The sequence below is a fragment of the Sedimentibacter sp. B4 genome (assembly GCF_000309315.1).
Classification (GTDB): domain Bacteria; phylum Bacillota; class Clostridia; order Tissierellales; family Sedimentibacteraceae; genus Sedimentibacter; species Sedimentibacter saalensis.
The window spans coordinates 1-241 of sequence record NZ_CANG01000422.1 but is presented as its reverse complement, the minus strand read 5'-3'; the positions used below and the strand labels follow the sequence as shown (position 1 = coordinate 241).

Sequence of the window (241 nt, the reverse complement as noted above, 5' to 3'; positions counted from 1 at the left end):
ACCGTAGCCAGACCAAGCCCGATCAGGACGAGCAGCACGATCGCCCCGGCGAGCGGGTCGAGGCTGGACGCCCAGCCGGTGAGCCCGCCGGCGACGACGAGCACCAGCCAGAACAGGGCGAACAGCAGGTAGAGCCCGGTGCGGACCTTGCGTGGGTCGAGCCAGAAGCTGACCAGGAAGACCGCGACCGGCAGCAGGGCGGTCACCGGCACGACGCGTCCCGGTTCACTGCCCGACGGTG

At 71.0% G+C, this 241-nt stretch carries 1 pseudogene; it reads right to left on the bottom strand.

Going from position 1 to position 241, the window contains the following annotated elements:
* A pseudogene (locus tag BN358_RS26510) lies at positions 1 to 206 on the bottom strand (YdcF family protein); the annotation flags it as partial.
* Between the last annotated feature and the right edge of the window lie 35 nt (positions 207 to 241).